The organism is Bacillus infantis NRRL B-14911 (assembly GCF_000473245.1).
Classification (GTDB): Bacteria; Bacillota; Bacilli; order Bacillales; family Cytobacillaceae; genus Bacillus_AB; species Bacillus_AB infantis.
Map to the genome: position 1 here is coordinate 4,439,484 of NC_022524.1, position 22,790 is coordinate 4,462,273.

23 protein-coding genes are annotated in these 22,790 nt (G+C 48.2%); 3 read left to right on the forward strand and 20 right to left on the reverse strand.

The window, feature by feature from the left end; translation table 11 throughout:
- Positions 1–98: 98 nt before the first annotated feature.
- The 5 genes from N288_RS21865 to N288_RS21885 all read right to left on the reverse strand — a co-directional run bounded on the left by N288_RS21865 (position 99) and on the right by N288_RS21885 (position 3,193).
- A complete protein-coding gene (locus tag N288_RS21865) occupies positions 99–434 on the reverse strand; it encodes a hypothetical protein (protein WP_009792675.1) in 336 nt (111 codons plus the stop codon).
- Between the two features lie 231 nt (positions 435–665).
- Entirely contained in the window at positions 666–1,100 is a 435-nt protein-coding gene (gene fabZ, locus N288_RS21870; RefSeq protein ID WP_009792674.1) for a 3-hydroxyacyl-ACP dehydratase FabZ, read from the reverse strand.
- Between the two features lie 97 nt (positions 1,101–1,197).
- Positions 1,198–1,464, reverse strand: a complete 267-nt coding sequence (locus N288_RS21875; RefSeq protein ID WP_009792673.1) for a DNA-directed RNA polymerase subunit beta — start codon at positions 1,462–1,464, stop codon at positions 1,198–1,200.
- A 15-nt stretch (positions 1,465–1,479) separates the two neighbouring features.
- Positions 1,480–2,304, reverse strand: coding sequence for a flagellar hook-basal body protein (locus N288_RS21880; RefSeq protein ID WP_009792672.1), 825 nt, complete (start codon positions 2,302–2,304; stop codon positions 1,480–1,482).
- Between the two features lie 49 nt (positions 2,305–2,353).
- On the reverse strand, positions 2,354–3,193 hold the full coding sequence (locus N288_RS21885; RefSeq protein ID WP_009792671.1) for a flagellar hook-basal body protein: 840 nt from the start codon (positions 3,191–3,193) through the stop codon (positions 2,354–2,356).
- 270 nt (positions 3,194–3,463) lie between these two features.
- Between N288_RS21885 and N288_RS25290 the strand changes: the two genes are divergently transcribed.
- The gene (locus tag N288_RS25290) at positions 3,464–3,634 is read left to right on the forward strand and encodes a hypothetical protein (RefSeq protein WP_022544492.1); all 171 of its coding nucleotides are present in this window, start codon (positions 3,464–3,466) and stop codon (positions 3,632–3,634) included.
- A gap of 157 nt (positions 3,635–3,791) precedes the next feature.
- Here N288_RS25290 and mreB read toward each other — a convergent pair whose 3' ends face one another.
- Together mreB and spoIIID are read right to left on the reverse strand one after the other, a co-directional pair.
- Complete coding sequence (gene mreB / locus N288_RS21890) at positions 3,792–4,793, reverse strand: rod shape-determining protein (protein WP_009792669.1); 1,002 nt, start codon at positions 4,791–4,793, stop codon at positions 3,792–3,794.
- Between the two features lie 441 nt (positions 4,794–5,234).
- Positions 5,235–5,507: a sporulation transcriptional regulator SpoIIID gene (gene spoIIID / locus N288_RS21895; protein WP_009792667.1), complete on the reverse strand. Its 273-nt coding sequence runs from the start codon at positions 5,505–5,507 to the stop codon at positions 5,235–5,237.
- Positions 5,508–6,239: 732 nt separating this feature from the next.
- Between spoIIID and N288_RS21900 the strand changes: the two genes are divergently transcribed.
- Positions 6,240–6,920 (forward strand): LysM peptidoglycan-binding domain-containing protein, encoded by a 681-nt coding sequence (locus tag N288_RS21900; RefSeq protein WP_009792664.1) that lies wholly within the window; start codon positions 6,240–6,242, stop codon positions 6,918–6,920.
- Positions 6,921–7,009: 89 nt separating this feature from the next.
- Here N288_RS21900 and N288_RS21905 read toward each other — a convergent pair whose 3' ends face one another.
- From N288_RS21905 to N288_RS21930, 6 genes are all read right to left on the reverse strand, one after another.
- Complete coding sequence (locus N288_RS21905; protein WP_009792663.1) at positions 7,010–8,680, reverse strand: sodium:solute symporter family protein; 1,671 nt, start codon at positions 8,678–8,680, stop codon at positions 7,010–7,012.
- 40 nt (positions 8,681–8,720) lie between these two features.
- The gene (locus tag N288_RS21910; protein ID WP_035402044.1) at positions 8,721–9,023 is read right to left on the reverse strand and encodes a DUF4212 domain-containing protein; all 303 of its coding nucleotides are present in this window, start codon (positions 9,021–9,023) and stop codon (positions 8,721–8,723) included.
- Between the two features lie 124 nt (positions 9,024–9,147).
- Positions 9,148–9,330 carry a hypothetical protein gene (locus tag N288_RS21915; protein ID WP_009792661.1) on the reverse strand — a complete coding sequence of 61 codons (183 nt, stop codon included), beginning with the start codon at positions 9,328–9,330 and terminating at the stop codon, positions 9,148–9,150.
- A 152-nt stretch (positions 9,331–9,482) separates the two neighbouring features.
- Positions 9,483–10,085 carry a pyroglutamyl-peptidase I gene (locus tag N288_RS21920; protein ID WP_009792660.1) on the reverse strand — a complete coding sequence of 201 codons (603 nt, stop codon included), beginning with the start codon at positions 10,083–10,085 and terminating at the stop codon, positions 9,483–9,485.
- A 12-nt stretch (positions 10,086–10,097) separates the two neighbouring features.
- Positions 10,098–11,666, reverse strand: a complete 1,569-nt coding sequence (ggt, locus tag N288_RS21925; protein ID WP_009792659.1) for a gamma-glutamyltransferase — start codon at positions 11,664–11,666, stop codon at positions 10,098–10,100.
- Positions 11,667–12,139: 473 nt separating this feature from the next.
- Complete coding sequence (locus tag N288_RS21930) at positions 12,140–13,105, reverse strand: M23 family metallopeptidase (RefSeq protein WP_009792658.1); 966 nt, start codon at positions 13,103–13,105, stop codon at positions 12,140–12,142.
- A gap of 139 nt (positions 13,106–13,244) precedes the next feature.
- Here N288_RS21930 and N288_RS21935 point away from each other — a divergent pair, with 139 nt between their 5' ends.
- Positions 13,245–13,664, forward strand: a complete 420-nt coding sequence (locus N288_RS21935; protein WP_022544495.1) for a VanZ family protein — start codon at positions 13,245–13,247, stop codon at positions 13,662–13,664.
- Between the two features lie 21 nt (positions 13,665–13,685).
- Here N288_RS21935 and spoIID read toward each other — a convergent pair whose 3' ends face one another.
- The 7 genes from spoIID to nuoL all read right to left on the reverse strand — a co-directional run bounded on the left by spoIID (position 13,686) and on the right by nuoL (position 22,670).
- Positions 13,686–14,714 carry a stage II sporulation protein D gene (spoIID, locus tag N288_RS21940; RefSeq protein WP_022544496.1) on the reverse strand — a complete coding sequence of 343 codons (1,029 nt, stop codon included), beginning with the start codon at positions 14,712–14,714 and terminating at the stop codon, positions 13,686–13,688.
- 270 nt (positions 14,715–14,984) lie between these two features.
- Positions 14,985–16,292 (reverse strand): UDP-N-acetylglucosamine 1-carboxyvinyltransferase, encoded by a 1,308-nt coding sequence (gene murA / locus N288_RS21945; RefSeq protein WP_009792654.1) that lies wholly within the window; start codon positions 16,290–16,292, stop codon positions 14,985–14,987.
- A gap of 33 nt (positions 16,293–16,325) precedes the next feature.
- Positions 16,326–17,075: a YwmB family TATA-box binding protein gene (locus N288_RS21950; protein WP_009792653.1), complete on the reverse strand. Its 750-nt coding sequence runs from the start codon at positions 17,073–17,075 to the stop codon at positions 16,326–16,328.
- 256 nt (positions 17,076–17,331) lie between these two features.
- A complete protein-coding gene (locus N288_RS21955) occupies positions 17,332–17,568 on the reverse strand; it encodes a DUF1146 family protein (RefSeq protein ID WP_009792651.1) in 237 nt (78 codons plus the stop codon).
- Between the two features lie 204 nt (positions 17,569–17,772).
- Entirely contained in the window at positions 17,773–19,287 is a 1,515-nt protein-coding gene (nuoN, locus tag N288_RS21960; protein ID WP_009792650.1) for an NADH-quinone oxidoreductase subunit NuoN, read from the reverse strand.
- Between the two features lie 6 nt (positions 19,288–19,293).
- A complete protein-coding gene (locus N288_RS21965; protein WP_009792649.1) occupies positions 19,294–20,808 on the reverse strand; it encodes a complex I subunit 4 family protein in 1,515 nt (504 codons plus the stop codon).
- Entirely contained in the window at positions 20,805–22,670 is a 1,866-nt protein-coding gene (nuoL, locus tag N288_RS21970; RefSeq protein WP_009792648.1) for an NADH-quinone oxidoreductase subunit L, read from the reverse strand. The genes N288_RS21965 and nuoL overlap by 4 nt, the downstream gene beginning before the upstream one ends.
- Positions 22,671–22,790 lie beyond the last annotated feature (120 nt).

Consider the following 22,790-nt stretch of genomic DNA (forward strand, 5'->3'; position numbering starts at 1 on the left):
CCCCCCAGTAAATTCTGTCTCCACAAGCATCATACCATATTTGCCTCATAGTATAAACTGCACGAAAAAAGAGCAGGTTCCCCTGCCCTTCTCATTCATTATTTATCTTTATTATCGTCATCCTGCATGTCAAGATCGTCTTCGACCGCATCTTCGCCAGGATCATTATTATCTTCCATCATATCCTTGTCTTCGTCAGTGTTGATGTCGCCGTTTTCGCCATTATCGTCGATAACGCCGTTGTCATCTTCGCTGATGTTGCCATTGTCTTCGTTATTGCCATTCATGTCGCCGTTTTCTCCGTTCATGTCGCCTTCTTCAACAGGCGGCGTGTTATCGTCTTCCGGAGGCGGCTCCTGGTCATTATTGCATCCTGCCAATACCATTGCTGAAAGCACCGATCCGCCAATTAATGTTAAAAGCCTTTTCTTCATAAGTAAAAAGCTCCCTTCTGGTTGTTTATATTGACCTTGGTCTTTTCATATGATGTCCAAAAAAAGAAACAACTTGCATATAAAAAATTATTTTAGGGGGATTTTTATATGCAAGTTGTCACCTGCTGGCCAGGATATTATATACATACACGTATATGGGACAAGCTAAACGTGTTAGTTTGTTTTTTCGGCATATTAAAAAAGAATGTCCGGCAGCCGGACATTCTGAATTTATTCCTGCTTATCTCCAAGGGCAAACGTCAGCTCTGCTTCGCAGACAAGCTCCCCATCTACTGTTGCGGTGCCTTTCCCTTTTCCGATGGCTCCTCTTACACGTGTCATTTCAACTTCAAGACGGAGCTGGTCGCCCGGCTTTACCTGTCTTTTAAAACGGCAGTTATCTATGCCTGCAAAGAAGGCGAGGCGCCCGCGGTTTTCCTCTTTTTTGAGCATGGCCACGGCACCGACCTGCGCCAAAGCTTCAACAATCAGCACTCCTGGCATAACCGGGTAGTCCGGGAAATGCCCGTTGAAGAATTCCTCATTCGCCGTCACATTTTTTATCCCAATTGCCCTCTGCGCCTCTTCAACCTCAAGGATGCGGTCCACGAGCAGGAAAGGATAGCGGTGGGGAATGATTTCTTTGATTTGGTTTATATCCAGCATAATTTAGTACCTCCTACTAATAATAGGTATCATATGTCTTTATTGTACTGTAAAAGAACAGAAAAAAGGAAGGGCAAATCCCCTTCCCGGCAAAAATTTATTCTTTTTCAACCAGATCCTTGATATGCATCCAGGTCGATTTTTCAAAAATATCGGATGCTTTGCCGCCGCCCATTACACTGTAGCCCACAAATGCTCCGAGGATGAGGCTTCCGGCGATTAAAATCAGCACAATGATGACTCGAAGCCAGATCGGGACAAGGCGTATGCGGATGATCCTTTTGCCGGCCGCTTTCTCTTCCGCTTTTTGTTTTTTCTTTTGTTCACGCGTGTTGGCCGCTTCCTGGTTTTTCTTCACTAGCATCAATTTTAATCCCCTTTACCTGATCCCGTTTACAAGCCCCATCATCTGGTCTGCCATTGAAATGGCGCGTGACTGGAACTGATAGGCACGCTGTACGGTAATAAGATCAGTCATTTCTTTTTGCATATTCACATTCGACTGCTCAAGCGCCCTTTGCTGGACACCTGCCTCGCCGCGCAGTGCGCCTGTCAAATCAGTCAATACATCGATCCCATCCGCGCCGGCTGCCAGTGCCAGCAGATTGCCTCCCTGCTGCTGCAGGAACTGAGGCTTATTGACTCTGACAATGCCGAGGCTGAATTCCTGCTCCTGGCCGGTGCTGTCCTTTGCTGTCAGGATGCCGTTCTCTGTAATGGCAAATTCACCGGGCTGCCCATTGATGTAAATCGGATTATCATTCTCATCCAGGACTGCGTTGCCGGCGCTGGTGACAAGCATGCTTTCTGTGTCGGATACCGGCGTCAAATAGAACGCACCATCCCGTGTATATTGAACCTCTGAGCCTGTCTCTGTCTGGACAAGAACTTTATAAAGCTGATTCTCTTTCGTAAAAGCCGTGTCCAGCTGGCGGTCCGTCGTTTTAATGCTGCCCTGCGCCATCACGATCTGCGACTGGGCCAGCATCGCCCCGGTGCCCTGCCTCAGCCCATTAGGCGTCAGCCTGTTTTCATCAGCCGAGTTCGGCTGATTGGCAAATTGCTGCACAAGCAGGTCTGTAAACGTGGCTTCCCTGCGCTTGTAGCCGGTCGTATCGACATTCGCCATATTGTGGCTTGTTATATCCATCTGCTTTTGCAGCTGGGCCAGCGTATTGGTGGCTGTAATCATCATTCTGCTCATAATATCCCCCTTATCGGGCTGCTGTTATTCGGAAAGCCGATGGCGGCCATCATCCGATGCGGCCGACCTCATTCGCCATTTTTTCCATACTGCGGTCATAAGCCTGCAAAACCTTCTGGTTAGCTTCAAAAGCCCGGTAGGCTGTCATCATATCGGTCATCGTCCTGCTTGCATCCACGTTTGAGGATTCCAGGAATCCCTGCTGCAGCGCGAAGCCGGCTTCCGGATTATCTACGGCCTCTGCGAGCGGCGCTCCATCTTCAGTCCGGAACAGGCCGTCGCCTTCCTTGATCAGCTCTGCCGGATTTTCCGAGAAGCCGAATCCAAGCTGTGCGGTCTCACCATTTTCACCTGTGATTTGGCCGGCATTCGAGACAGTGAAGCGGTCGCTTCCAAGCTGGATCCGATTATCCTGCCCGTCGAGAACGTACATGCCGGAAGCTGTAGTCAGGAAGCCTTCCCCATCAAGCGTGAAGTCGCCGTTACGCGTATAGCGCGTACCGCCGTCAGCTCCTGACACCTTGAAGAATACAGAAGCGCTGATCCCCGTTTCTTCATCCTCCGGCATTGTGATATCTACAAGAGCCAGGTCAGTATTCTGTCCGGTTTCCCTCAGGTCTCCCTGAAGGAAGTTAGGTGTGTTCTCCTGCATATAAACACCCGTGTTGATGCTGCCGATTTCCTTGTTCAGCGGCATCTTAAGCCTGTTTTGAACGGGGATTTCCAGCTGCCCCGCACTTTGGAGGAGCATTTCCGGAAATGCCCTCATCGAGGACTGGTCCGCCTTGAAACCTGGTGTATTGCTATTGGCCATATTATTCGTCAGCATTTCCGTCCTGCGCTGCTGGGACAGCATCCCGGAAGCAACCGTGTAAAAACCTCTAAACATGTTCCACCTCTATATATTGACCGGTAACGACCGGACATCATTTCACCATCAAAAGGGACATACAACTATTCTTACTTTACTTTCTATTATAAAAAAAATCCGCCCAAGAAACAGCAGATTTTTGCAGAAAAGTGTCAATATGTGAAAAAAACAGCGGATTTTGCGGTTTGAGGTTAGGATTTCAGAGGGATGGAGTAATTTTAGGTGGGGTGGTGGTGCCTTGTTGGGAGTTGGCGAATTTTTATGCTGGTCAGATGCAGGGGGCTTGGCTTGAAGATTTGTAAGTATATGGAACAAGGAATGATTATGGCTGAAACTGGAATGATTATTCGCAAATCCGGAATGATTATTGCCGAATCCGGCATGATTATCAGCCAATCCGGAATGATTATGGCTGAGACTGGCATGATCTCTTCAAAATTTCAAAAAACTGCCTCCTAGATGGCATGCTCCCCCCTCCATTCTAATAACATCTCCTCGAAGATACCTAAATTTATGCCCATTCCCCCAAAGAACACAGCAAAACAGAGTCAAAACCTTCCCAAACTCCGGCCCAAACCACAGAAAAAAGCGCACGGACCCCCGCACGCTTTTTCCATTAGCCCAATCTTCTCTTAGGCAGTTTATCGATATTGTCCAGCATGATGCCGGTTCCGATTGCTACGCAATCCATCGGGTTCTCAGCCACAAGGACCGGCACTTTAAGCTCTTCTGCCAGCAGCATGTCGATGCCATGCAGAAGGGCTCCGCCTCCTGTGAGAATGACACCGCGGTCGATGATGTCGGCTGAGAGCTCAGGCGGTGTCCTTTCCAGGACTGTTTTGGCAGCCTGGACGATGACCGCGACTGATTCGCGGAGAGCCTGTTCGATTTCGCCGGAACGGACTGTGATCGTCCTTGGGAGGCCTGATACCATGTCACGGCCGCGGATATCGATTTCTTCATCCCTCGAATCCGGGAATACAGTTGCGATATTGATCTTGATGTTTTCGGCCGTCCTCTCACCGATCAGAAGCTTGTACTCACGCTTGATGTAGTTGAGGATTTCGGCATCAAATTTGTCGCCGGCCATCTTGATGGAAGAAGATGTAACGATATCGCCCATTGAAAGAACAGCTACATCTGTAGTTCCTCCGCCGATATCGACAACCATGTTTCCGCTCGGCTGGAAGATGTCCATGCCCGCGCCGATTGCAGCGACCTTCGGCTCTTCCTCAAGGTAGACTTTCTTGCCGCCGCTTTTTTCGGCAGCTTCCTTGATTGCTTTCTGTTCGACGCTTGTAATATTGGTCGGGCAGCAGATCAGGATGCGCGGCTTGGATAAGAATCCTTTTACATTCAATTTGTTGATAAAATGCTTCAGCATAGCTTCAGTCACATCAAAGTCGGCAATGACGCCGTCCTTCAGCGGGCGGATGGCGACAATATTGCCGGGCGTACGCCCTACCATGCGGCGCGCTTCTTCGCCGACAGCCAGCACTTTATTATTGTTCCTGTCAATCGCCACTACAGATGGCTCATTCAACACAATTCCCCGGCCTTTTACATGAATCAGTACATTGGCAGTACCCAGGTCAATTCCAATATCTCTAGCAAACATTTTACTTTTTTTCCTCCCTGCACTTAGCCAGCGCGGGCTTCCGGCTCCTGAATGAAGTCAATAACGATTTTTCCTGGCTGGCCAGTTGCCGCTGCTTCATATTTTTTATGGATGCCTCCTGCGCCTTTCCTGCTTTTTGGCGGAAGCTGCCAAGCAGGTTCGGCCAGGCGGCCTTTATGCAATAGCTTTAAACCGCCGCAAATCCTCCCATTAAGGAAGCCTTTCCAATTCAAGGTTTCGGCGGCTGACGAAGCTGCAAAATATTTTTTTCCAAGTTCTATCCTAATTGTTTATTTTATCACAATCAAACCGTAACTAGAAACATTTTGTAAAAATTATGTAGCATTCCCGCAAAATTTGTCGCTAAATTTCCAATAAAGCAGAAAAAAGCACAAATCCTGTCGGCTGCGCTTTCTTCCTCTCTCATATTCAATTCATAGCCTACTGAACAGGCTCGCCTTCCAGTTCCTCTTTCTTGTATTTCATTTTTGTTGCTTCTCCCCCGCGCAGGTGGCGGATCGATTTATGGTAATCAAGTATTTCCTTTACTTCGTTTGCAAGATCAGGATTGATTTCAGGAAGCCTTTCTGTCAGATCTTTATGGACTGTACTTTTGGATACGCCAAACTCTTTCGCAATCACGCGAACTGTTTTTTTCGTCTCCACGATATACTTTCCAATCTTGATAGTTCTCTCTTTGATGTAATCGTGCACACCACTCGCCCTCCCTAAATTGGTTGTGAGGAGTGTAAAATGAGACCCGTTTCGCTTTTTCGAAATTCTCCATTCCGCACATTCTGATACAACAGCTGGTAGAATCGGCTTTTTTTGCGGCAGAAAGCTGTGCTCTCTAATACTGCAGGGAATAAACATGTCCTTTGGGGCCTGCTCTTTGTTGGTGTCAAAACGACTCTGCACCTCATACTCTCTCTTTTGTGTAAGGTTTGTAACAGTTTATTAGCTTGGTTGAGATTATATGCACGATTACGGCAATAAGGACAAGGCATACCTGAAATTATTTGAAAAATCGGACATTCACTATTCTCTTATAAGTCTCCTCTGGAGATACAATCCAGATTCCTCCTCCCTTTGTCCCTTGGGCTATGAAGGGCGAAATAACCTTTTTTCGACATAACCCGACATTTCTCTGGGTGTTTCTGCCCTGCGTGAATTGTCTATCTTTTATCCGCCTGCTCCTCTTAATAGGAAAATCTTTAATCATTTTGCTCTATATTTTTAGAGATAATCTGCTCAGAACTGGGCATAAATCCTCCTATGCAGCAAAAAGAATGGTTCTTCCAGCAGGATAGAGCCCCGTTTTTATTCATGAGTTTATCCCTATTGCCGGAGGGTATTGATTACCATAAAATGAATTCTGGCTCAGCGTTCATAAATTTGGTTACACATCCAAACTTATCCAAAACATATAAAAAGGCGGGTTAATCAATGGAACATACAATTACGATGACGAGAAAGGAACGTATAGAAGCAAGCAGGAAAAAAGACAAGCATAAAGGCAAAAAGAAGGGTGCTGCCATTTCCCTGTCAGCGGCCATGACTTTGTCTTCTTTTATGGCGGCTGGGACCAGCTATGCAGCGGCCGAGGAACAAACGGTATACAGCGTGAAAAAGGGAGATTCTCTTTATAAAATCGCAAGAACCTATGACGTTTCTGTTTCTGAGCTGAAAACAGCAAATAAGCTTCATGCTAATCTTATTTTTCCAGGGCAGGAATTGAAGATACCTGAAGCAGACAGAACGGCAGAACCACCGGCATCTGACCGGAAGACACGTGCAGATGTTTCCGTCTATACTGTGCAGGCAGGAGACACTCTCTGGGAGCTGTCACAGCGTTTCCAGACCCCGATAGAGACGATCAAAAGGCTTAACGGCCTGAACAGCAATTTCCTCTTGATCGGCCAGAGACTGATCATTCAAGAGGAAACTCCTTATGTAGATGCACAAGTAGTTGGGGCAGCAGATAACTTCACAGTGGAATTTAAGACTGAGGACGGATATGTGGCTTTAAAAGTGGCGTATGGAACCGCCCAGGACTATCAGAAGCTCTCAGGCCAAAAAGTATCTATTGCCTATAAAGACGGTGCACTTGTTTCTATGAAAAAATAATATTTCCCGAGAAATTTGTCGATAGCCGCAAAGAAAAGCCGTACAGCTTCTCTAAAAGGAGAGAGCCGCACAGCCTTATTAGAAATCTGTTAAACGGATTTGGATTTCCCCTCATCCATCCATACTTCCCCATCTTTATAAATCATCTGTTCAGGATAGCGCAGATTGATTACTTCCTCCTGAATCTTTTTGGATGGGGCCTCGGTGGCCTTCGATACAATGATATTTGTCAAGAAGGCTGCTGCTGCCCCAAAGACGCCCGCTCCTGTATCGATAATGCCCAGGATAGTGAAGCCGCCGTATTTTGCGGCAAAGATATAAGCCAGGGTCACTCCCAGACCGACAAGGAGCCCGGAGATGACCCCTTTTGCATTGGAACGTTTCCACCAGACGCCAAGAACGAGTGCCGGGAAGAAGGTTCCTGTAGCCAGAGCGAATGCCCAGGCGACAATCTGGGTAATGGCTCCCGGAGGATTCAAGGCGATCAGGCCTGCCAAAAGCGTGGCGACCACAATGGACCAGCGGGCAACACTGAGCCTGGTTTTTTCAGTAGAATTAGGCTTCCAGACCCGATAGAAAATATCGTGTGCAAATGAAGATGAAATGGCGATCATCAGCCCGCCTGCTGTTGACAGGGCGGCTGCCATAGCACCGGCGGCAACAAGGCCGATGACGAATACACCAAGATTGGCAATCTCCGGTGTAGCCATGACGACGATATCATTAGAGATGATCAGTTCACTCCACTGCAGAATGCCGTCCCCATTGCCATCGGCAAGCTGCAGCTTTCCTGTGTCGACCCATGTTTTGGTCCAGGCCGGGAGCTCGCTGATGCTGCTGCCGGCAACCTTTGTCATCAGGATGAAACGGGAGAAAGCAGCATAAGCCGGTGCAGAAAGATAAAGCAATCCGATGAAGAGCAAAGCCCAGGCCCCTGACCAGCGGGCCGCCTTCATTGTAGATACCGTGTAAAAGCGGACAATAACGTGCGGGAGTCCTGCTGTACCCGCCATCAAGGTAAACATGAGGGCAAGGAACTGCCATTTAGTCCCGTTCGTAAATGGAGCGAAGTATTCAGAGATCCCAAGCTCCCTATCAAGCTCACCCATCTTGCCGACGAGCTCTCCATAAGAAATCCAGGGAAGCGGATTATTGGTAAGCTGCAGGGACATGAAGATGACCGGGATGAGATAGGCAATAATCAGAATGATATACTGGGCCACCTGTGTCCAGGTGATTCCCTTCATCCCGCCGAAAGCGGCATAAAAGGCGATCAGTACAACGCCGATCATAGTACCGAGCTTGGCATCGATCTCAAACAAACGGCCGATTACTACGCCCGAGCCTGACAGCTGGCCGATTGAATAGGTAAATGAGATGACGATTGTACAAATTGCAGCTATGACCCTTGCTGTATGGCTGTTATAGCGGTCGCCGATGAATTCCGGAACGGTATAGCGCCCGTACTTTCGCAGCTGGGGCGCCAACAGGAACGTCAGGAGCAGATAGCCGCCCGTCCAGCCCATAATATAGGCTAGGCCGTCGTAGCCGAGAAGCATGATCGTCCCGGCCATCCCGATAAAGGAAGCTGCACTCATCCAGTCGGCACCGATGGCCATTCCATTGAAAATCGGCGGGACACCGCGCCCTGCCACATAGAAATCTGAGGTGGCACGCGCCTTATTATAGACCGCAATGCCAATATATAAAGCAAATGTAGCCAGAATAATTGATAATGAGACCAAAAACTGTGTATCCATGTAATCCCCCTTAAAAGGTTTCTATCTACACAAAAGCATTTTAGTGGTCCAGCACCTTCCCTGAGCTGATCTGTTCGTTTTTATCCTCATCAATCCCATATTTGCGGTCAATTGAATCACTAAATTTCGCATTCACAAATAATAGAATGATAAACGTGATGACAGCTCCCTGTGCACCCATGAAATAATGGAACGGGAAGCCATTGATCGTTATTTCACTGAGCGGCTCTGCAAATAGCACGACACCGTAGGAGACGATGAACCAGATAGCAAAATAGATGATCATGTTTCTCGTTTTTTCGCGAAAATAACTGTCTGCAGTTGCCTTATCAATTTTTTTCAAACCTTTGCACCTCGCAATTAATGGATTTCCCCTCATTTGGAAGCGTATTCATTTATTGGCTCGATTCCCTCCTTCTTAAAAAGTTATATTCTAATCGGCCCGCCTTAAAGAAGGCAGGTCCGGATCAGCTGAGGCTGAAAATAAACTTGATGGTATCGAGAAAAGGCGCAGGGACCAGGATGATTTGTACGAGGAAGTAAACGAATATCCCTAGAAAAGGAATCGCAAGGAAGATAGTTTTCTTTTGGCGCAATGCCAGAAAGAGGCAGAATGCTGTCAATAGCAGCACAATAATAAGAGTCGGCAAGTAGATCCCCCCAATGCTGGTGAATTAAAAGACTAAATTTTATGAAAATTTTAACTATATTATCACTTGAAACTCTCTCAGGGTCAAGATAATTTGACAGACAATTTTCTTGATAGTCTTTCAAAATAAAAAAAGGGACAAGAATCTGTCCCCTACAAAGCCTCTATCATCTTTTTCACTGCATCCTGCAAATCGCTGTCAGACCAGCTTGGCAGGCTGCGTTTGCTTTTGGCAGCGAGCTGGTGGGAGGCCGGAATGTGAATGAATCCAGCCGGGATCTCCCTCCCGCTCTTCTTTATTTCATGCAGGATGGTGTACATAACGTTATTGCATAAGTATGTTCCTGCTGTGTTTGAGATTTCAGCCGGCAGACCGTTCTCTTTTAATCTGTTGACCAACTTCCTGATTGGAAGAGTGGAGAAATAGCCGTCCGGCCCTTCTTCATCAATCGGTGAATCTTCCAGTCTTGCTCCGCTGTTGTCAGGTTCGCCGTCGCGGCAGTTGATGGCGATCCGCTCTGGGGTGATGCTGTTCCTGCCTCCCGCAAGTCCGAGCGAGATAACAGCATCCGGCTGGTGCTCATGGTAGGCTTCCAGTATTTTAACCGGTGATTCTTTAAAGTCGACAGGGAGAAGGACTCCCTTAATTTCATAGTCTCCGATCTTTGTTCCGTTCAGGGCTTCAACGACCTTTTCTGTCGGGTTGATCGGAAATTCCAAAAAAGGCTCAAAGCCTGTTAAAAGCAGTTTCTTCATTATGCTCCTCCTTTACCAGCTGGCAATCGTTCCATCTGTGCGCGGCTCTGTTCCACCTGTCAGTACGCCTGTTTCCGGGTTGCGGGTGATGACCTGCCCGCGTCCGAAGCCGCCTGAATCGTGGGCCACCTTGATTTCGTGCCCTTTGGCGGCAAGCTGCTTCACAAGATGGTTTGGCATTGTATATTCAACCTCTATTTTATTGCCTTCAATCCACTGCCAGCGCGGTGCATCAAGAGCGGCCTGCGGATTCAGCTTGAAGTCGATCATGTTCATGGCAACCTGCACATGGCCCTGCGGCTGCATGTATCCGCCCATTACACCGAACGGCCCCACTGCGTCACTGCCTTTTGTAATGAAGCCAGGGATGATCGTATGATAGGTCTTCTTGCCTGGTGCAAGAGCATTTTCGTGGCCCGGATCAAGGGAGAAATCATGCCCCCGGTTCTGCAGGCCGATCCCGGTGCCTGGCACCACCACACCTGATCCAAAGCCCATATAATTGCTCTGGATAAACGAAACCATATTGCCTTCCCCATCCGCCGTTGACAGATAAACTGTGCCGCCTTTTGGCAGGGAGCCCGGCTCTGGGAGGCGCGCTTCGCCTGTAATTTTCCTGCGGGAGGCTTCTGCATAGCTTTCAGAAAGCATATCCTCCACCTTCGTTTTCATGAAGGCAGGATCGGTAATATAAGTTTTGCCGTCTGTAAACGCCTGCTTCATCGCTTCCAGCTGCAGATGGAGCTGTTCAGCGTCTTCGCGATGGGTGAACTCATACCCTTTTAAAATATTCAGGGCCATCAGTGCTACCAGCCCTTGGCCATTCGGCGGGATTTCCCAAATATCGTAGCCGCGGTAGTTAACGGAAATCGGGTCCACCCATTCAGCTTTATAGCCTTCCAGATCCTCTTTGGAAAGGAAGCCTCCGCCCTCTTCGGATGCCTTGGCAATCTTATCGGCGAGTTCGCCGCGGTAGAAGCTTTCAGCGTTCGTTTCCGCAATCGCTTCGAGCGTTCTTGCGTGATCTTCAGACTTCCACATTTCACCGATTTCCGGAGCTTTGCCATTCGGCGCGAACACCTTGAACCATTCTTCATATTCAGGGCCGGTAAAGCGCTTTTTATAAATCTTATGTGCCCCTTCCCAATATTTCCCGAGAATCGGGGATACAGGGTAGCCATAACGTGCATAGTCGATGGCCGGCTGGAGCACCTCTTTCAATGGAAGGCGGCCAAACCGCTTGGACAGCTCTGCCCATGCAGAAGGAGCACCAGGAACGGTGACAGGGACCCAGCCATGTGATGGCATGGTTTCATGACCCTTTTCCTTCACCTTATCAATACTGATGCTCTGCGGGGACGGTCCGCTTCCGTTCAAGCCGTACAGCGAATCATTTGTCCATACAAGCGCAAAAGCATCGCCGCCGATCCCGTTTGAGGTCGGCTCCACGACCGTCAGGCAGGCAGCCGTTGCGATTGCCGCATCAATGGCATTACCGCCTTTTTTCATTATGTCGAGCCCAGCCTGGGCAGCAAGGGGCTGGGAGGTTGCAACCATCCCGTTCCGCGCAATTGAAGCCATCCGCTGTGACTGATATGGATAAGTAAGATTTGAAGACAAATTCTTTTCCCCCTCTATTGACGGTGCCAGGCACCAGCTAGGCAAAACCTTCGCCTTGCGAAATATTATACCAGAGAAAAGGGGGAGATGTCGAAAAATTATGAATGAGTGAGTATTCTGGGTATAGTTTTGGTTGGGGAGTACAGTGTTTAGATGAAAGAGGGGGGATTTTGAGTGTAATTGACCATTGGAGGAGCCGGGGATTTCGTTTATTAGCAACTTTTTGAGTTTATTAGCAACTTTTTCCGTATATTAGCAACTTTTCCTTTTTATTAGCAACTTTCCGGATATATTAGCAACTCTCCCATTTTATTAGCAACTAGCCTCAGAGAGCAGCCAGTCCCATCGACCGAGCAGCCAGCCCCGTCTAAAAACCAACCCCTCATCCACTACGAAAAAACCCGCCATCATCACGGCGGGCTTTTCCATTCTTATTACGCGTTTTCGTTGTTCAGGCTGGCGTCAGATGAATCTGTGGACTCTTCTTCCTGATCTCCGGAATTGTTTTTGTCCTGGTCTTCTTTATCGCCTGCATTTTCGTCTTCTTTATCTTCTGCTGCTTTATCGTCTTCAGCAGCTTTTTTCTCATCTGCTGATTCTTCTGTTCCAGTTGCGGCATCGTCTGCTTCTTCACCTTCAGCTGCTGCATCGCTGTCATTTTCTTCAGCGGCACCGCTGTCGTCGGCTGCACCTGTGTTATCGGTCGGGGCAGCTTCCTGTAGCGCGCTTAATGGCTTATTGAAGTAGTCAAGCGGGTTGACAGGCACATTGTCTTTGCGGATTTCAAAGTGTACATGGACGCCTGCTTCTTCGTTAAATAGGCTTTGGCCGGCTTTTGCAAGAGCTTGTCCTTGTTCAACCTGGTCGCCTTGCTTTACACTTACATCTGTAACAGATTGATATTGTGTTACAATACCTTTGTCATGCTCGATTTCGATGACATTTCCTAACAGCGCATCTTCATCCACTCTTGTAACAGTTCCGCTTAGGGCTGCTTTCACTTCGAAGGATTCGCCATCTTTTTGGGCGATATCAATTCCAGTGTTTGGATGGTACGTGTTATTGTAGAAAACCAATGCTGCTTCCTGTTCTTCTTTCTTGCCTGTGTAATCATAGAACTGCTTTTGGATTTCGACTGAATCCTGGTTGGCTACCGGCATGACGAAGTTTTCCATTGAGCGGGTTACTTCTACTGATGGCTCATCGTATTTCTTCTCGGCAACATCAGTATCGCTGTAATCATACTCATCAGACGCATTGTTCGAGTTTTGATACCAAAGAACCGCGGTTAGAATGATTGCTGCGCTCGCCAGATAGATAGCCGGGAATGCCCACCTTTTTTTCATAAAGCGCTTGAAACCTGAATCTTGAGAAGATCGTTGCTTTTCTTCCTCTCTCATTTATCATCACCTCAGCAATCATTCTGAACAGATTGAGGGTTTTATATACATACCTTGAAAAAAATTTTTAATGCTTATTTTTCGACAAAGCTTTCCGCTTTATGCATGAAAGATCAAAATAATTCTAAGGAGAAAAATAATGAAGTGGATCATACGAATTTTGCCCCTCTTATATATGGGTCTGATCTGGTTTTTATCGAGCATGCCGGCTGATGCTGTCGTCGCCCTGCCTGATTCAAAGGTCGACAGCTTCCTGAAGGAATCCATGCATCTGATAGAGTTTGCCATTCTTTATATCCTTTTGGTGCTGGCCTTTTTAACAGGAGGCTCTTTTACTAAAAAGCTCAATATCATCCTCGCGTTCATTGCCGCCCTGTACGGCGTGACAGACGAAATTCATCAATCCTTCATCCCGGCACGGTCTTCTTCGCTGATCGATGTGGCCAAGGACTGGATTGGCGTAGCTGCGGCTTATTATTTTGTCTATCAGGCCAGGTTCGGCGGACGCTTCAAGCTGCTTGCCAGCTTTTTAAAAAGAATAGAGAATATAAAAAAATAGGACTGGGGTCAGACCCCGGTCCTATTTTTTTGCGGTTATTTTCGTCAATGCCTGATCGGCCGAGGCAATTTCGACGCCTTTATAATAGTATGTGACGATATCCTTGAAGGTTTTCCCTTCTGCTGCCATCCCGTTTGCCCCGTATTGGCTCATCCCGACACCGTGGCCGAACCCTTTGGTGGTGATGACAATATTATTGCCCTTGCGCTCCCATGTGAAGTCGGTGGACCTCAGCCCGAGATCTGTGCGTATCGTCGTGCCTTCCAGAATCTTGCCGTTAATATCCACCTTGCCGACCCTCTTACCGGCCGTTCTTTCAATAACGGTCCCGATCGTATTGTCAGCAGGCAGCTTTACGCCAAGCTTTGCTTCAAATTCTGCCACTGTAATCTCTTTTTGCGCCTGGTACTTAGGCGTACCCACATCCCATGGGCTTTCCACACTTTTTAAATATGGCATGGCATTGGACCACACTTCTTCCGAGCTTTCGGTATACCCGTTTGCCGTGGAGAAGAATTGGGCTTCAATCGGTTTGCCTTCATATGTCAGGATCTGTCCGCTTGTTTCACTCACGGCCTCTTTTATTTTTTTTATCTTCCAGCTGTAATCCTTCTGCCAGATTTTCTTAAGCTCAGCTTCATTCTTGTAGACCTGATGGTTCTCCGTGTCGGTAACGATGGCTCCATCCGGCAGCCCTTCTGTCACCTTGCCCATCATTTGCCTGACAATATAGGTCCTGGCTGTCAATGCCTGTGCCTTCAGGGCTTCTTTTTCAAAGTCGGCAGGCATTTCTGAGGCGACTACCCCGACTACATATTCCTCAAGAGGAAGCGTTTCTACTTTTTTGGCCATTGTGCGGTATACAGACACGTCGATTGCCGGTCCGGCAGGCTTCGCCGCTGCCGGCGGCTCTTCCTGCTGCTGAAGCTCTTCGCCCAGCTTGCCGCTGACTTTCGCATCCTTAAATGGGAGGACGAGCAGTGTCGGAATCATCAGGGTTGTTACGAGCAGTAGGGCGGATAGTAGTAGGATCGGTTTAAATTTAATCATGAATTATGCCTCCATATCGAATGATTGTCAAATAACCAAATGGCCATCTCCATTCATTCATATGGTCCGGGACAAGCTTTTATGACAAGAATCATCAGATGGGAGAAGGGTTTTGCATTGAGACCAGGATGATATTAAGAATAGGTTACATTCAGCATAAACAGTCGTAAAAACAGCTTTTCCGCATAAAATCAAAAAACCGCAGAACCTTATCGTCGGATATCAGACAACAAGGTTCTACGGTTTTATTGAACATCATCCGGAATGCTATTAAGCATTCATATCGGATACGTAAGTTTCTTCAGTAATTGTTTCTTCCACTTCTGTGATGCGTTCGATGTCAGCGCCAAGTGCTGCCAGTTTGTTGTGGAAGCCGACATAGCCGCGGTCAAGGTGCTTAAGCTCTGTTACACGGGTAACGCCGTCAGCGACCAGGCCAGTCAGGATCAGGGCTGCTGCTGCGCGAAGATCGGTTGCTGCAACTTCTGCTCCCTGCAGATTGGATGGTCCATTCATGACAACGGAACGGCCTTCAATCTTTACTTCTGCATTCATCCTGCGGAATTCCTCTACATGCATGAAGCGGTTTTCGAATACCGTTTCAGTGATCATGCTGGTTCCTTTTGCACGAAGCAAGAGGGCCATCATCTGGGACTGCATGTCAGTCGGGAAGCCAGGGTGAGGCATGGTCTTGATATCAACAGCCTTCAGCTTATCAGGGCCGATGACACGGACTCCTTCGCCTTCCTCGATGAAAGTGACACCCATTTCCTCCATTTTGGCAATCAGGGATGTCATGTGTTCCGGAACTGCATTCTGTACCAGCACGTCTCCGCCTGTGATAGCAGCTGCTACCATGAAGGTTCCTGCCTCGATGCGGTCAGGGATGATGTTATGGACTGCTCCGAAAAGCATGTCTACGCCTTCGATTTTGATCGTTCCTGTGCCTGCGCCTTTTACTTTTGCCCCCATTTTATTGAGGAAGTTAGCGAGGTCGACAATCTCAGGCTCTTTTGCAACGTTCTCGATGATGGTTGTGCCCTTTGCAAGGGTTGCAGCCATCATGATATTTTCAGTTGCCCCGACACTCGGGAAGTCCAGATATATTTTTGCTCCCTGCAGGCGGTCTTCTACTTCCGCTTCAATGAAGCCATTTCCTACTTTTACCTTAGCACCCATGGCTTCAAAGCCTTTAAGGTGCTGGTCGATCGGACGTGATCCGATGGCACAGCCTCCTGGCAGTGCGACACGGGCACGGCCATTGCGCGCGAGCAATGATCCCATTACGAGTACAGATGCGCGCATTTTGCGAACATATTCAAACGGTGCCTCAACCTTAAGCTCTCTTGATGCATCCACGATGACTTCGTTATTTTTAAACTCCACTTCGGCGTTTAAATAGCGTAACACTTCATTGATGGTATATACATCGGAGAGAGTCGGCACATCACGAATTACGCTTTTTCCATCACTTGCTAACAGTGTAGCGGCGATAACAGGCAAGACAGCATTTTTTGCTCCTTCTACTTTAACAGTACCGCTTAGCCTTTTTCCGCCGCGGACGATGATTTTTTCCAAAGTGTATTCCCCTCCGCGTCCAATTTCTCTATATTAATATTCAATCGTAATGATTGGTGTTCCAACTACAAGGGTAGTCTTTCCGCCCAATCCTTGAGTTCTTAATCCAATTTGTAAATTCATCTCATCATTGTTGCTTTCAATCGACCCGGCAAACATTGGAGAATACGCCGATGCTGATATAAAAGAACTTTCTTTTAATGACTCAATTTCCTTTGCATCAAAAGCTTTCATCAATTCATTTACATTATCAGGCAAAGTCTTTTTCATCTTATCACCGAACTCGCCTTTAATACAAGAGAAAATTGTGGCATTTCCACGAAATATGTCGGAGAGCTTATCGGAAAGTTCCTCTTTTAGGAAGGTCTCCGTTCCCTTCCCCCAGCCATGGCCTGTGGCCTCATAAATTAAATACGTATGAGCCTTGCCATTTGTGAGGGTCGATAGGATTTTTATGCTCTCTTTTTTATTTCCGTCTGCCTGGAAAACCGCTGAATACTCGGCCTTATCCTTGCTGGAGCTTGATGTCCACTCCCATTCCGGATAATCTGCCTTCATTTTCCCGGCAAGCGTTTCGGCGTCCCGAAGATTTTCGACATTTTCCATATTTTTTCTTGCATGGATCGTCCAGTCTTGAATCAAAATATCTTTGTTTTGAAGAACCGCGGCCATAGTCAATAGGTCATGCTTTCCGATAGCTACAGTCGTCTTATTCCCAAGGTTTATAGTGACAAAACCAATAATAGCGATAATTGCAAAATAAAGTGTGTACTTTTTCAACATGTATCTCACTCCCCTTATTACCATTGTTGCCAAGCTGGGGGAGAGCATACCAGGGAAAAGTCGTCACTTTTTGACAAATACAGAAGCCGGAAAGCTCACATTATGTTTATACGTGACTTTTTTCACAAAAGTGCGCATATGTATTTGCAGCAAGAAAGCTGCTGACATACAAAAAAGATTTTACTAAGATTCCTGCTGGAATGGAACATGCATGAAGACCTATATTTCACATTTTTCTGCTGCCAAAACCTGCTTTTTATTGAAGAATGAGCGGCAGCTGCTGAGACCATAGCAGATAGTCGAGAAAAAAATTGCTGACAATCGATCCAATGACGATGGAAAGCATGACGAACAGCACTCTTGCCTGGAACACATGGTGGGCTCTCAGAAACTTTTCATAGTTGACTGACTGCAGTGCCCACCAGGCAATCGCGATGAAAAACAAGTGTGAGATGATGCTTAGTAATGCCTGCTGGCCGAAGCCTGAAATCATTTGGCAATCCCCCTAGAACTTTTCAGTACTTAGATTGTAGCACCAATTGCCATGCAAATAAATCGGCTGGCGCACATTGCTTCCCGAAATGCAGGCGAAGCGGATGCCTCCTTTCATTTGACGTAAGCTCCCCTGCAAAGGTTTCACACTTTTATAGAAAAAATAAAAAGGAGGCTGGCGCTTTTCACCAGCCTCCTTTTCTTCTCATTGAAGAAAATCAGCAAATTGATTGAAGTTGCTTTGCAGAAAATCAATGGCCAGATTCGGCAGGATCCCAAACACAATGACCGCACAGGCGCAGAAGCCGATGACAATGGATACAGAAGCAGGCTGGGCCGGTTTCTCCCGATCAGCTGCTGGCCTGAAGAACATCTGCGTAAGGATTCCAAAATAATAATAGTAAGAGACAACCGTTGCGGCAACCATGATCGACACGAGCACATAGTGAGCCGGCTCTGTCATAAGGGCGCCTGTGATGATATTGAGCTTCCCGATAAAACCTGCGGTCCCCGGGATGCCTGCTAAAGAGAGGATGAATATCCCCATCGCAGCAGCAAGCAAAGGCGACCTTTTATACAGGCCGGAAAAAATGCTGATGTCTTCTGATCCTGCTTTTTCAGAAACAGCCTGGATGACCGCAAAAGCCCCGAGGCTCATCAGCAGATACGCACCCAGATAGAACCACAGCGAGTCGAACATAAATACCGATGCAGCCGAGATCGCAACAAATATATAGCCGGCATGGGCAATGCTTGAGTAGGCAAACAGCCGCTTGATATTCCGCTGCCTCAGGGCAATCACATTTCCAACGATCATCGTGGCCCCTGCCAGGAAGGCCATATAATCCTGGACCTTGATGATGAGCGGCAGCGAGCCCGGCCCTTCAGACGGTGCTGATAAGGCTATGACGAGCACCACACGTGCGATCAGTACAAATCCTGCTGTTTTTGAAACCACACTCAGGAAAGCAGTGACCGGAAGCGGTGATCCCTGATACACGTCCGGTGCCCACATATGAAAAGGCACAGACGCTATCTTGAAAGCGAGCCCAGTCAAAATCATGAAAAAGGCCAGGCCAACAAGGTACAGATACTGTGATTCCGTGATGGATGAGAGTACCAATCCGATTTCCTTCAGATTAGTCGTTCCGGCAATTCCGTACAAATAGCTCATCCCAAACAGAGTGATTGCAGTGGAAATCCCGCCATTGATGACATACTTCATGGCCGATTCATTGGACTGCAGATTCCTTTTCTGCATGCCGGCCAGGATATAGGAAGAAATCGACAGCAGCTCAAGCCCTGTGAAAAGGGTGATCAGGTCACCGCTTGAAGACATCATCATCGCACCAAGAAGCGCCGTCAGAAAGAGATAGTAAAACTCTCCCCTGTATTCCTCCAGTCCCTCTTTCCCTCTATATCCGAGAGCGAGCAGCATTACAAAAGCGGAGCCGATCAGGAGCAGCAGCTTGAATGCCTTGGCAAACGAATCGAGGCGGAAGGTGTCAGAAAGGATTGATTCCGTCCCGCTTCCCAGCAGAGCAAGAAGGGAAGCCAGTGCACCAAGGATGCCGGCTAAGGCAAGCCAGCCAAGGATCTGCCTGCTTTTCTTAGAGGGCATGAACAGATCGATCAGGGTTAAGATGGCTGTGCTGCCAAGGATGATGAATTCCGGTATCATCAAGAGCCAATTATATGAAAGCAATGTTTCCAGGTCCATCCTTCATCACCCTCCCATTCCTGGCAAAATCGTTTCCAGCACCGGCTGGAGCGGCGCGCTGATGGCGAGCGGATACACGCCGATCAGGACAATGGCTCCAACCAGGAGCACCGCCGGCATCATTTCCAACGCTTTTAGGTCCGTAACATTCCCATAGTCGGACCTCGCTTCTCCGAACGTCACTCCAAGGACCGCCCTCAGAAGATAGACAGCTGTCAGAATGATGCCCAGTGCGGCAACAGCAGCTACCGCTGGCCGGTTTTCAAAGAGGCCGAGAAAGGCCATGAATTCACTGATAAATCCGGACATGCCGGGCATGCCGAGCGAAGCCATCGCCCCGGCGAGCAGGAAGCCGGCCGCAAGCGGCATCTGCCGGGAAAGCCCGCCTAGCTTCTTGATGGATGAGGTCTCGACCCGCTCATATAAAGCTCCGACAAGATAGAACAAGAGCGCAGAAATAAGTCCGTGAGACACTACTTGAAAAATGGCCCCCTGTACGCCCGCTTCATTTAATGCGCCTAATCCGATTAGGACGATCCCCATATGGGAAATGGAAGAATAGGCAAGCACTTTCCTGAAATCATCCTGGATGAAAGCAAGGAATGCCCCATACAGGAGATTGACTGCACCCAGTATGCTAATCAGCAGGCCGAGCTGCTGGAATTGCTCCGGAAAAAATCCGAGGCCAAAGCGGATGAGGCCGAATGCCCCGATTTTCAAGAGGATGCCGGCATGCAGCATCACAACCGAGGCCGGCGCCTCAGCATGGACACGGACCATCCAGCTGTGAAGCGGAAAAATCGGCAGCTTGACGCCAAATGCAATCAGGAGGGCAATGAACAGCCCCAGCTTCAGCTCCTCAGAGAAAGGCGAAATGGCCTGTGCTCCTCCCTGCATGATGATTTGAAGCTCTTCCATATTGGCCGTTCCGGTTCTGGCAAATAAAACAATGAACACAATCAGCAGGATGGCTGAGCCTAGGCCATTGTAGATCAGAAAGCTGAAGGCAGCTTTTTCTTTTTCAAACAATCCCCACTTTCCGATCAGGAAGAACATCGGGATGAGCGTTATCTCAAAAAACAGGAAGAATAAGAACAGATTTTCTGCTGCGAAAACGCCAAGCATCCCCGTTTCCAACAGAAGGAAAAGCATAAAATAACCTTTCCATTCTTTAGTGATCCGGAACGATGCAGCCGCAGCAAGCAAAGCAAGGAAGCTGGTGAGCAGGATCATGATCATTGAGAAACCATCGGCCCCGAGTTCATAGCTAATTTTAAAATAATCGCCAACGAGATCAGGATGGCCAAACTGGATCCAGTCTGCCCTTTCATCCATCTCTTCGAGCCCTGCTCCTGAATGGTATATAAAATAGGCAGCGAGGGCGAGTATGGCAGCCGGCAATGCTGCGGCCAAGCCTATCCACTTTATCGCCCTTTCTTTGGCTTTTGGCACAAATAGGAGCACAAGCAGCCCTGCTAACGGGGAGAATACCAGCACAGATAGATAATAAGGAAATGTCATTTAAAGAACCCCCCTGTCAAAGCAAATACAGCTGTCAGGATAGCAAGGCCAATAAAGGCGGCCGCCCCATATGTCTGTACCTGTCCATCCTGGAGCCTGGAGCCTGCTTTTCCAAGGCTCTGCACCGCAGAACCGATTCCCTTTACGGCTCCTTCTACAATGAAAGCTTCAATATAATGAAGGAAAAGACTGAACACCTTCATTCCCTGTACAATGCTGAGCCGGTAAAATTCGTCCACATAAAATTTGTTCAGCAGGATGCTGTGGGCAGAAGGCATATAGCTGCTGAGCCAGGTGCGCGATACCGTCCTCCTGCCGTACATCAGCCAGGCAAGAAGGATGCCGGCAAGTGAAACCGCAGTCGCTGCAATCATGATCCAGACAGGCGCTTCAATATGGCCATGCCCTAACAAATCATTGCCCTCTGCCAGCCAGTCGCCCAGGAAGGTACCGAACCAAGGGGTATTCACATAGCCTGCAATAATAGCCAGTACTCCCAGCACTAACATCGGGAAGGTCATCACACCCGGTGATTCATGAACACTATCTGTTTTTGTACGAGGTTCTCCGGCAAAAACCATGAAGAACAGCCTGAACATATAGAAAGCGGTAAAAAAGGCGGCAAGCAGTGCGAGCCAGAACAGGACCGTATTTCCGTGCACCCAGGCAGACGCCAGTATTTCATCTTTGCTGAAGAAGCCTGAAAAAAGCGGAACCCCGCTGATGGAAAGCGTCCCGATCAAAAACAGCGGACCGGTCAGCTTCATTTTTTTCCATAAGCCGCCCATTTTCTCGATATCCTGTGTATGGACTGCATGGATGACGCTCCCTGCCGCAAGGAAAAGAAGCGCTTTGAAAAAGGCATGTGTCATCAGGTGGAACACCCCGGCCGTGTAGCCGGCCGAGCCGAGGGCAAGCATCATATAGCCGAGCTGACTGACTGTCGAATAAGCGAGCACCCTTTTAATATCCGTCTGGACAAGACCGATGAGGGCGGCAAATACCGCCGTCCCTCCCCCAATGGCTGCGACGGTGAATAATGCTGTTTCACTGGCTGCAAATAGAGGGAAAAGCGCAGCAACCAGATACACACCAGCTGCCACCATTGTTGCAGCGTGGATGAGTGCAGAAACCGGGGTCGGCCCCTCCATCGCATCGGGAAGCCATGTATGGAGCGGGAATTGTCCTGATTTTCCTACTGCTCCGATAAAGATAAGGATCGCTGTCAGCGTGATCATCCCTTCAGAGATGGCACCTTCCGCGACAGCAGCAAAAATCTCGTCGTACTCAAAGCTTCCTGTCTGCCAGAAAAGCAATATAAGTCCGATCAGGAGGCCGACATCGCCGATCCTTGTCATGATGAAGGCTTTCTTGGCAGCCTGCTTTGCTTCATTTTTGTAAAAATAGAAGCCGATCAGCAGAAAGGAGCCTAGACCAACGAGCTCCCAGAAAATATAGGTCTGCAGGAGGTTGGGCGAGAGGACCAGGCCAAGCATGGCAAAGGTGAAAAGCCCAAGGTACGCGTAAAAGATATGGAATCTTCCGTCCCCGTGCATATACCCTTTTGAATACATATGTACAAGAAAACTTACCAGAGACACAATGATCAGCATTAATGCGTTCAATTGATTGACTTCATACCCCGCTGTGATCTGCAGTCCGCCGATCTTGAGCCAGATTCCTTCCGCCTTGAAACTCGGGGAGGCAAATCTGTCAAACAGGACGAACAGGGATAACACAAAGGAGGCAAGGCTTAAGATCATCCCGATATAGGCGCTCGCTTCCTTGAGCCTCCTGCCGAAAAGCAGGAGTATGACAAATGATAACAGCGGGAACAGCGGTATGATCCATGCACTTTCCATCAATATCACGATCCCCTTTTGCACACCGCAAGCCGGCGTGCTGGATGGAGGCCAGCAGCAGTATCATTTTTTCTGCCGGGCACAGCCTCTTTCTATCTGCTTGTTCCGATCCAGCGGACA

Coding starts and splice junctions, on each gene's coding strand:
- N288_RS21865 (WP_009792675.1), bottom strand. CDS start 434: ATGAAGAAAAGGCTTTTAACATTAATTGGCGGATCGGTGCTTTCAGCA.
- fabZ (WP_009792674.1), bottom strand. CDS start 1,100: ATGCTGGATATAAACCAAATCAAAGAAATCATTCCCCACCGCTATCCT.
- N288_RS21875 (WP_009792673.1), bottom strand. CDS start 1,464: ATGCTAGTGAAGAAAAACCAGGAAGCGGCCAACACGCGTGAACAAAAG.
- N288_RS21880 (WP_009792672.1), bottom strand. CDS start 2,304: ATGAGCAGAATGATGATTACAGCCACCAATACGCTGGCCCAGCTGCAA.
- N288_RS21885 (WP_009792671.1), bottom strand. CDS start 3,193: ATGTTTAGAGGTTTTTACACGGTTGCTTCCGGGATGCTGTCCCAGCAG.
- mreB (WP_009792669.1), bottom strand. CDS start 4,793: ATGTTTGCTAGAGATATTGGAATTGACCTGGGTACTGCCAATGTACTG.
- N288_RS21900 (WP_009792664.1), top strand. CDS start 6,240: ATGGAACATACAATTACGATGACGAGAAAGGAACGTATAGAAGCAAGC.
- N288_RS21905 (WP_009792663.1), bottom strand. CDS start 8,680: ATGGATACACAGTTTTTGGTCTCATTATCAATTATTCTGGCTACATTT.
- N288_RS21920 (WP_009792660.1), bottom strand. CDS start 10,085: ATGAAGAAACTGCTTTTAACAGGCTTTGAGCCTTTTTTGGAATTTCCG.
- ggt (WP_009792659.1), bottom strand. CDS start 11,666: ATGGCTTCAATTGCGCGGAACGGGATGGTTGCAACCTCCCAGCCCCTT.
- N288_RS21930 (WP_009792658.1), bottom strand. CDS start 13,105: ATGAGAGAGGAAGAAAAGCAACGATCTTCTCAAGATTCAGGTTTCAAG.
- N288_RS21935 (WP_022544495.1), top strand. CDS start 13,245: ATGAAGTGGATCATACGAATTTTGCCCCTCTTATATATGGGTCTGATC.
- spoIID (WP_022544496.1), bottom strand. CDS start 14,714: ATGATTAAATTTAAACCGATCCTACTACTATCCGCCCTACTGCTCGTA.
- N288_RS21950 (WP_009792653.1), bottom strand. CDS start 17,075: ATGTTGAAAAAGTACACACTTTATTTTGCAATTATCGCTATTATTGGT.
- N288_RS21955 (WP_009792651.1), bottom strand. CDS start 17,568: ATGATTTCAGGCTTCGGCCAGCAGGCATTACTAAGCATCATCTCACAC.
- nuoN (WP_009792650.1), bottom strand. CDS start 19,287: ATGGACCTGGAAACATTGCTTTCATATAATTGGCTCTTGATGATACCG.
- N288_RS21965 (WP_009792649.1), bottom strand. CDS start 20,808: ATGACATTTCCTTATTATCTATCTGTGCTGGTATTCTCCCCGTTAGCA.
- nuoL (WP_009792648.1), bottom strand. CDS start 22,670: ATGGAAAGTGCATGGATCATACCGCTGTTCCCGCTGTTATCATTTGTC.